The sequence below is a fragment of the Barnesiella sp. CU968 genome (assembly GCF_905219685.1).
In the GTDB taxonomy this organism is placed as follows: Bacteria; Bacteroidota; Bacteroidia; order Bacteroidales; family Muribaculaceae; genus Lepagella; species Lepagella muris_A.
Window position 1 is genome coordinate 1 of the sequence record NZ_CAJMXD010000147.1, and the last position, 6,891, is coordinate 6,891.

Below are 6,891 nucleotides of genomic sequence, written 5' to 3' on the forward strand. Positions count from 1 at the left end.
TTAAATAAGCACAGCATTTACTTATTATAAACTAATTTTCAATACTTACTTATAACTCAAAAATAATAAAGAAATGAAAGATCAGAAAGATTTGAAAGGAACAAAGACTGAGCGTAACCTTCAGGAAGCATTTGCAGGTGAGTCGCAGGCTCGTAACAAGTACACATATTTTGCATCAAAGGCAAAAAAAGACGGTTTCGAGCAGATTGCAGCAATTTTCGAAGAGACAGCTCAGAACGAAAAAGAGCATGCAAAGATGTGGTATAAGCTTCTCAACGGCGGAAATATCAGTGACACCATGACTAACCTTCGCGATGCTGCAGAAGGGGAGAACTATGAGTGGACAAACATGTATGACCGCATGGCGCAGGAGGCTGAGGAAGAAGGCTTCGTGGAGATTGCCAAGAAATTCAGAGGCGTTGCGGAGGTAGAGCGTCATCACGAGGCCCGTTACCGTAAGCTTCTCGAGAACATAGAACAGGGCATTGTGTTCTCACGCGAGGGTGACACTGTATGGATCTGCCGCAACTGCGGACACCTCCACATCGGCAAACAGGCTCCTGAAGTATGTCCTGTATGCAACCACAAACGTGCATATTTCGAGATAGAGGCAAAGAACTATTGATTACTTGAGGAACAAGACTTGCACAATCTTTTTAAAGCGGGGACGGCATTATGTAAAAATGCCGTCCCCGCTTAATTATTTATTCCCGGTTGAACCGAGAGTATGGTATGTCTTGCCTTCAGAGTCAGTCGTCATAGCGGATAAACTGTCCCGCCTTGTTGAATTTCAGGTCAATGCCGTTGGTTAGTTCCACATCATATCCGCTGCGTTCCTTGTCGATGCCCACTATGCGCTGACCGGGTTGCTGTTTTGCAACGAAGTTGCGTATCCCCTTGGGAACAAGAGCCGCCGGAACAGATTTGGATTTGTTGACTTCAATGTTGTCCCAGTTTCCATCGCGGTCGAAACTAATTTCGGTGCCATCGGCAAGAATTGCCTCATATTCGGTGACACGTCCGAAATCTTTATCCATCTTGACTACGCTGACCTTAGCCTTGAAGTTTTTGGCAATAATTGATTGAGCGGCTTTTGGAAGCACTGAGGCATCATGAGCGTAAATGTCTTTGGCAAAACCATATCCTGCGATTCCTATCAGCATCGCAAGAACCATTAATAATTTTTTCATCGTGTTCAAAGTTAAATTTTAATGAATGCATAAAAACAGCCGGTATTCCGCCATTCCTTATGGCACTCGTATTTACAATAAATAACACCTCTGATTAGGAATGGTTTATTTGCCCTCACATTTCTTGTTGCCGGTGCAGACTTTTTTGCCTGAACAAGCGTTGCCGCAACCGCTATTTTTGCTTTTGCAGCATGAGCTGTTGTCTTTCCCGCATTTCTGAGTGCATTTCTGAGTGCATTTCTGAGTCTTCCCTTTCGTACAAGTGTTGGCATTGGCTTTGGTGCATGCCGGTGTCGCTTTGTAGCCAATCTTCTCGAACGCCTTGACTATTTTAATTTCGTTGGTTTTGCTTCTGTTGAATTTGACCGATACTCTGTCGCCGGGGGCATTTGCCTCTATTGCGGATATGCCTTTCTCGAAACGGAGGTTGGTCTTGATTTTGTTCTCACAGTTGACGCATGACATCGCCGGAGAAATCGTGAAGCATACGGTGGTGTCGTTTGCAGACTTTGCATTCGCGCTGACAGCTATGACAATAGCTGCGAAAATTAAAAGTAAATTCTTCATATTCATATTCGTTTTGGTTAGTTAAGAAGCTATCCGGATTGACACGATCCAGACAGTTTCCAAAGTTTTATACTGAGTTTGTTTGAATTCTGTTCATCTAATACTTTGTAAAACTATAACGGAATCCGACGTATACTATTGCCCCGTGAAGAGGTCCCCATATCATTGTCGAATCGAAATCCGGTCCCCATGGATTGTCAGCTCCTATAATCGGATTCTTCTGTGTGAAACCGGTAAGGTTCTCGCCGCCGATATATACCGCCCAATGTCTGAAGTTGCGTGTTATCTGGGCGTTGAGTGTACAATAAGTCTTGAATTCGGGGTTCCATGAAAGGTTTCCGTCGGTTCGCGCATATGGCTGGGGCATGCGTCCACCTCCGTTTACCGAGAGAGTGGCGTCGATTTGCCACAGCCCCATTCTCGGAGACCAGCTTGCGGTGAAAAGACCTTTTGAGCGGGAGGTTAGTGGACGCAGTTCCATGCCTCTGCCATAGTCTGTGCGGACATCTGTAAGACGGTATGCGCCGGTAAACGTCAGGTCCGGGAGTATGCGGGCGGTCAGTTCAGTCTGGAATGTGTGGCTGCGTGATTTCCCGTTGATTGCGTATATATTCACTTCATGCGGGTCGTGGTCGAAATTGACGCAGAGCTGGCGGTTGAAGTTCGTGAAATAATACTCCGCGGAAAGAGTGATCCTGCCATTCAAGAATGAAGGAGTCCATGATGCTCCCGCTCCATAATTCCATGCCGATTCCTGTGGCAGATTGTTCTGGAGCACAATCTTTCGTGAAGAAGCAAGGAGATAGTTGAGTTCGGCGAGAGGATGAGGTGTTCTGTAACCTTTCCCGGCAGACGCGTTTATGCTCCAGTCGTCATTCGGATTCCACCTTACATGCAGTCGCGGTGTGAACATTGAAGAGTAGCGGGAACTGTAGTCATATCGTATCCCCGCCATTGCGATTAGTCTGGAGTCGAGATTGAGCGTGTATTGGGCATAGGCTCCCGATACAGCTTCGATCTCTTTAGAGCGTAGCGCTGACTCTGCGACATCGAGGAGGTAATGCTGACGGTAATGGTCATAGTTCAGGCTCAGACCTGCGGAGAGAGAATGCAGCTCATTCCATTTGCGTTCGAACATTAGCGAAGAATAGACATTTCCCTGGTCAATGTCATAGAATTTCGCTCCATACGCGGAATTTTGGCTGTGGTAGGAGCCTGATATTATCAGAGCCACATTTCCATCATTTTCTTTATCGAAGATAAAGGCGTTCTTAGTGAATATCTCGCCTCTTCTTGTATTGATGTCTATATTGTACATCGGCATTTGCCCGGTGTTCATATCTGCATGACCGCCGTGTCTGTCCTGTCCGCTCTCTCTTGATTCGTCAAGATATTTGGCAGCGAGTTGAAAAACATAGTTGTTTGAGAGATAAGCCCATCTGTTCATCAGAGACAACTGTCTTACCTTAGGCATATCCATGAAACCATCGCCGTTGTCATCATGAGATCGGAAGCTGTTTTCTCCATGAATGAGCAGACCTCCGCTCCATCTCTTTCCGAAATGCATGTTGCCGGCGGCGTTTATCTCGGCTTTGCCGCGGTGGTCGAGATAACCGTTTACGGCAAGAGAGGGTTCTGCCTGCGGCTTGCGCATCTCCACGTTAATCTGGCCGCTTATCGATTCATATCCGTTCTTTACGGAGCTGGCACCCTTGGATACGGAAATAGACTGCATCCATGGTCCGGGGATGTATCCGAGACCAAAAGGTGACGCAGCTCCGCGGAAGGCGGGTATGTTTTCGGTAAGCATCTGCACGTATGTGCCGGCGAGTCCGAGCAATCTGATCTGTCGCGCGCCGGTGGCGGCATCTGTGTAGCTGACATCTACGGAAGGGTTTGTGGTGAAACTTTCCCCGAGATTGCAGCATGCCGCGCGCGTGAGTTCGGCGGCGGTTATCAGTTCTGTATTGCCTGCATTATAGCGCAGTTTGCGGGTTCCGCGTGATTGAACCACCACCTCCTGCAATGTCTCCACATCTGCAATCGAGTCGGGTTCTTCTGCCGCAGCCGCCGATGCGGAGCTCGCCAGCAAGAAGGATATGAATAATCTATTGATCAGGCGTCTTTGTTTTAAACCTCGTTTCAGCAAACGTGACTCACGGTGCGTTTTAATAATCATAACCTCCTTCCTCAATCAGTTTCTTGTCATCAGAGACTTTGGAACCGATAGTGGTGAGAAGGTCGCCCATCACACCACCGTTCATGCCGATGCGCAGAGCCTTGAGCTGGGTCTCGCGTGACAGTTTGGCGCGTCCTCCGGCAAACCTAAGAATCTTGGAGGGATGAATGAAACGGAAGAATGATATTGTGTTCAGCACTTCCTCTTCGGAAATCGGTTCCGCGTTTTCAAGCGGAGTGCCGGGGATGGGGCAGAGGAGATTGATCGGTATCGAATGCGGATTTACCCGCAGAAGTTCAAGAGCAAGCTCTATGCGCTGTAGCCTTGATTCTCCCATGCCGATTATTCCACCACTGCAAACTTCAAATCCCACCTCGCGGGCAAGTTCGATTGTCTTGATTTTGTCTTCCACGGTGTGGGTTGTGCAGAGTTGTGAGAAATATGAGGGAGCAGCCTCAAGATTGCAGTGATAGCGGGTAACTCCTGAATCATACAGTTTTTTAAGTTCATCTTTGTCAAGCAATCCCATGGAGGCGCAAAGATGCATCCCCCCCTTATCGTGGAGTTCACGGTAATATCCGCATACAGTGTCAAGGTCTTTGCCACACATCTTCCTGCCGCTTGTGACCAGAGAGAATCTCTTGATTCCGGCTTTTCTGTTAAGCTCGGCGGTTTTCATGCATTCCTCATGACTTACCAGTGGATATGTGTCGATTCTGGTTTTGTAATGGGCGGATTGGGCGCACCATTTGCAATTTTCAGGGCATTTGCCCGAACGGGCGTTGATTATGGAGCAGGAATCGAATGTCTTGTCACAAAGTGCTTTTGTGATTTCTTCAGCCGCGTTCCATAGATCATCCTGCATATGTGGTTCTACATCGCAGAGGGAGAGAGCTTCCTCCCGCGAAAGGAGATTGCCGCTCAAGATTTTGTCTTTCAGGCTTTTTATATCAATCATTGTAAAATCGTTTCGTAAATAATATTGCAAATATAACGAATTTTTATTTAGCCTGCCAAAATATTTTACATCAGATTCGACCGGATAATAGGTATAATTTGTTAAATTTGCCGTGAAAATGATAAAAGATATTTATGGCAAAACAATTCGGAATAATTTTCGCCTGTCTTCTTGCCGGCGAATTGATTGCGATGATTCCCGGCGTCTCCATTCCCGGAAGTATAATAGGCATGCTCGTTCTTACAGTTCTTTTGGAGCGAAAAGTGGTGAAACCGGATTCTATAGCTCCGCTCTGTCGCTTTCTGATAAAGAACATGGCTTTTTTCTTTGTGCCGCCGGGAGTGGCTCTTATGCTTTATTTCGATATAATTGCTGCGGAGTGGATACCCATAACGGTGGCAACAGTAGTGAGTATCTTCCTTGTGATAGTGGTTACAGGACGGCTTCACCAGTTCATGCACAGACGGGTTAAACGTAATTCCAAATAAACACACGGAAAAGATATATTCATATGGATATTGCACTTATAATCAGAAGCGAATTGTTTCTTATCACATTGACATTCCTTCTCTTCGGAGTCTTTTCTTGGATTCAGAAGAAAAGCGGAATCGCGTTGCTGAATCCGATGATATTCACCATAGCGAGTCTGATTGGTTTCCTTAAACTCACAGGTATCTCATACGGCGAGTATTATGAAAGCGGACGCATGATTGAATTCTGGCTGAAGCCTGCAATTGTAGCATTGGCATTGCCTCTTTACAATGAGCTGAAACATATCAGGAGCCAGTTTATACCGCTTCTTGTGGCAGAACTGACCGGTTGTGTCGTGGGAATTGTCTCGGTGGTGCTGATCGCATCTTGGCTTGGCGCGAGCGAGGAGGTTATCCGGTCTCTGGCTCCGAAATCGGTGTCAACGCCTATCGCCATAGAAATCTCCCGGCAGATAGGGGGTATTCCGGCTCTGACTTCCGCGATAGTAGTTATTGTTGGTATGATCGGCGCAGTGGTCGGGCTCAAGATGATGTCGTGGGGAAATGTGAAGGCTCCGGTGTCCAAAAGCCTGAGCATGGGGACTGCGGCGCATGTGATAGGCACGAGCAGAATCAGCGAATATGGCGAACGGTATGGAGCCTACGCAACTTTAGGACTTATAATCAACGGAATTCTTACCGCATTCCTTGCCGGACCCATTACGGATCTGATACTTGGTTTCAAATGATGGGCCAGAGTGCGCGGGCGTTCTTTTTTAGATGTGGCGGTGATAAATCCGTTCTCTGAATTAATCATAGGCTCTTTATGAATCCAGCGATGTCTGAAAGAACCTCGGGTGAGATTGTTTCTTCTATTTCCGCATATTCTGTCAGGTCTCCCGTTTTCGCGTGTTGCATGGGATGGTTCAGGTCAGGATAGACGCGGATGTCGGCTTCGGGGGCAAGACGGCGTGCCGGTGTCTCGTTGAGCGATGGAGGCACCTGTGTGTCTTTGGCTCCGTAAAGAAGCAACATGGGCACTTTTGTCTTGCCTAAGGTCTCTTGAGGATTTATCGCTATGAATGTGTCTATCCAGGGTTTAGGCTCGCTGAAATTCTTCATCAAAGCCTCAGACAATTCCTTGTATACTGGCTTGGCTCCCCATCCGGGACAGAAAATCTCCATTTCATCGGATGTTATCTTTTTTCCCGGGTTGTCGATTTTATATTGCAGAAGCTTGCCGAGAGCCTCGATGTATTCATCAGTCATGTCTTGAGGCATTCCGGATTTTTCCATCACACGTCGGTTCTGATACAGCAGGATACTGTCTGCCCTGACAGCCGGAGCACCCATTGTGACTATGAAATCAGGGGCGTTTTTGCGTGCTCCGAGAATGAAGGCAATCATTCCTCCTTCGCTGTGTCCGAGAATGCCGACCTTTGAAAAACGTTTGCCTGAGCGGGCATGACTGATTGCAGCTGCCGCATCCGAGGCGTTGTCGTAAGTGGTTGCCGTCGCAGGGTCTAC

8 protein-coding genes are annotated in these 6,891 nt (G+C 47.3%); 3 read left to right on the plus strand and 5 right to left on the minus strand.

What is annotated here, in order from left to right:
* Positions 1–73: 73 nt before the first annotated feature.
* Positions 74–625, plus strand: coding sequence for a rubrerythrin (rbr, locus tag JX312_RS07110; RefSeq protein WP_123406136.1), 552 nt, complete (start codon positions 74–76; stop codon positions 623–625).
* 124 nt (positions 626–749) lie between these two features.
* Here rbr and JX312_RS07115 read toward each other — a convergent pair whose 3' ends face one another.
* The 4 genes from JX312_RS07115 to bioB form a co-directional block, all read right to left on the minus strand.
* Positions 750–1,190 carry a PepSY-like domain-containing protein gene (locus JX312_RS07115; RefSeq protein WP_124030987.1) on the minus strand — a complete coding sequence of 147 codons (441 nt, stop codon included), beginning with the start codon at positions 1,188–1,190 and terminating at the stop codon, positions 750–752.
* A 105-nt stretch (positions 1,191–1,295) separates the two neighbouring features.
* Entirely contained in the window at positions 1,296–1,757 is a 462-nt protein-coding gene (locus JX312_RS07120; RefSeq protein ID WP_204457518.1) for a heavy-metal-associated domain-containing protein, read from the minus strand.
* A 97-nt stretch (positions 1,758–1,854) separates the two neighbouring features.
* On the minus strand, positions 1,855–3,849 hold the full coding sequence (locus JX312_RS07125; RefSeq protein ID WP_239653843.1) for a TonB-dependent siderophore receptor: 1,995 nt from the start codon (positions 3,847–3,849) through the stop codon (positions 1,855–1,857).
* 76 nt (positions 3,850–3,925) lie between these two features.
* A complete protein-coding gene (gene bioB / locus JX312_RS07130; RefSeq protein WP_128707172.1) occupies positions 3,926–4,894 on the minus strand; it encodes a biotin synthase BioB in 969 nt (322 codons plus the stop codon).
* 134 nt (positions 4,895–5,028) lie between these two features.
* On the opposite strand from bioB, the gene JX312_RS07135 reads away from it, so the two are divergent.
* Together JX312_RS07135 and JX312_RS07140 are read left to right on the plus strand one after the other, a co-directional pair.
* Positions 5,029–5,382: a CidA/LrgA family protein gene (locus JX312_RS07135; protein WP_128707171.1), complete on the plus strand. Its 354-nt coding sequence runs from the start codon at positions 5,029–5,031 to the stop codon at positions 5,380–5,382.
* A 23-nt stretch (positions 5,383–5,405) separates the two neighbouring features.
* A complete protein-coding gene (locus JX312_RS07140; protein ID WP_123406125.1) occupies positions 5,406–6,113 on the plus strand; it encodes an LrgB family protein in 708 nt (235 codons plus the stop codon).
* Positions 6,114–6,177: 64 nt separating this feature from the next.
* Here the strand turns inward: JX312_RS07140 and JX312_RS07145 are convergent.
* The coding region (locus JX312_RS07145; RefSeq protein WP_204457520.1) for an alpha/beta hydrolase at positions 6,178–6,891 on the minus strand (714 nt) is incomplete at its 5' end.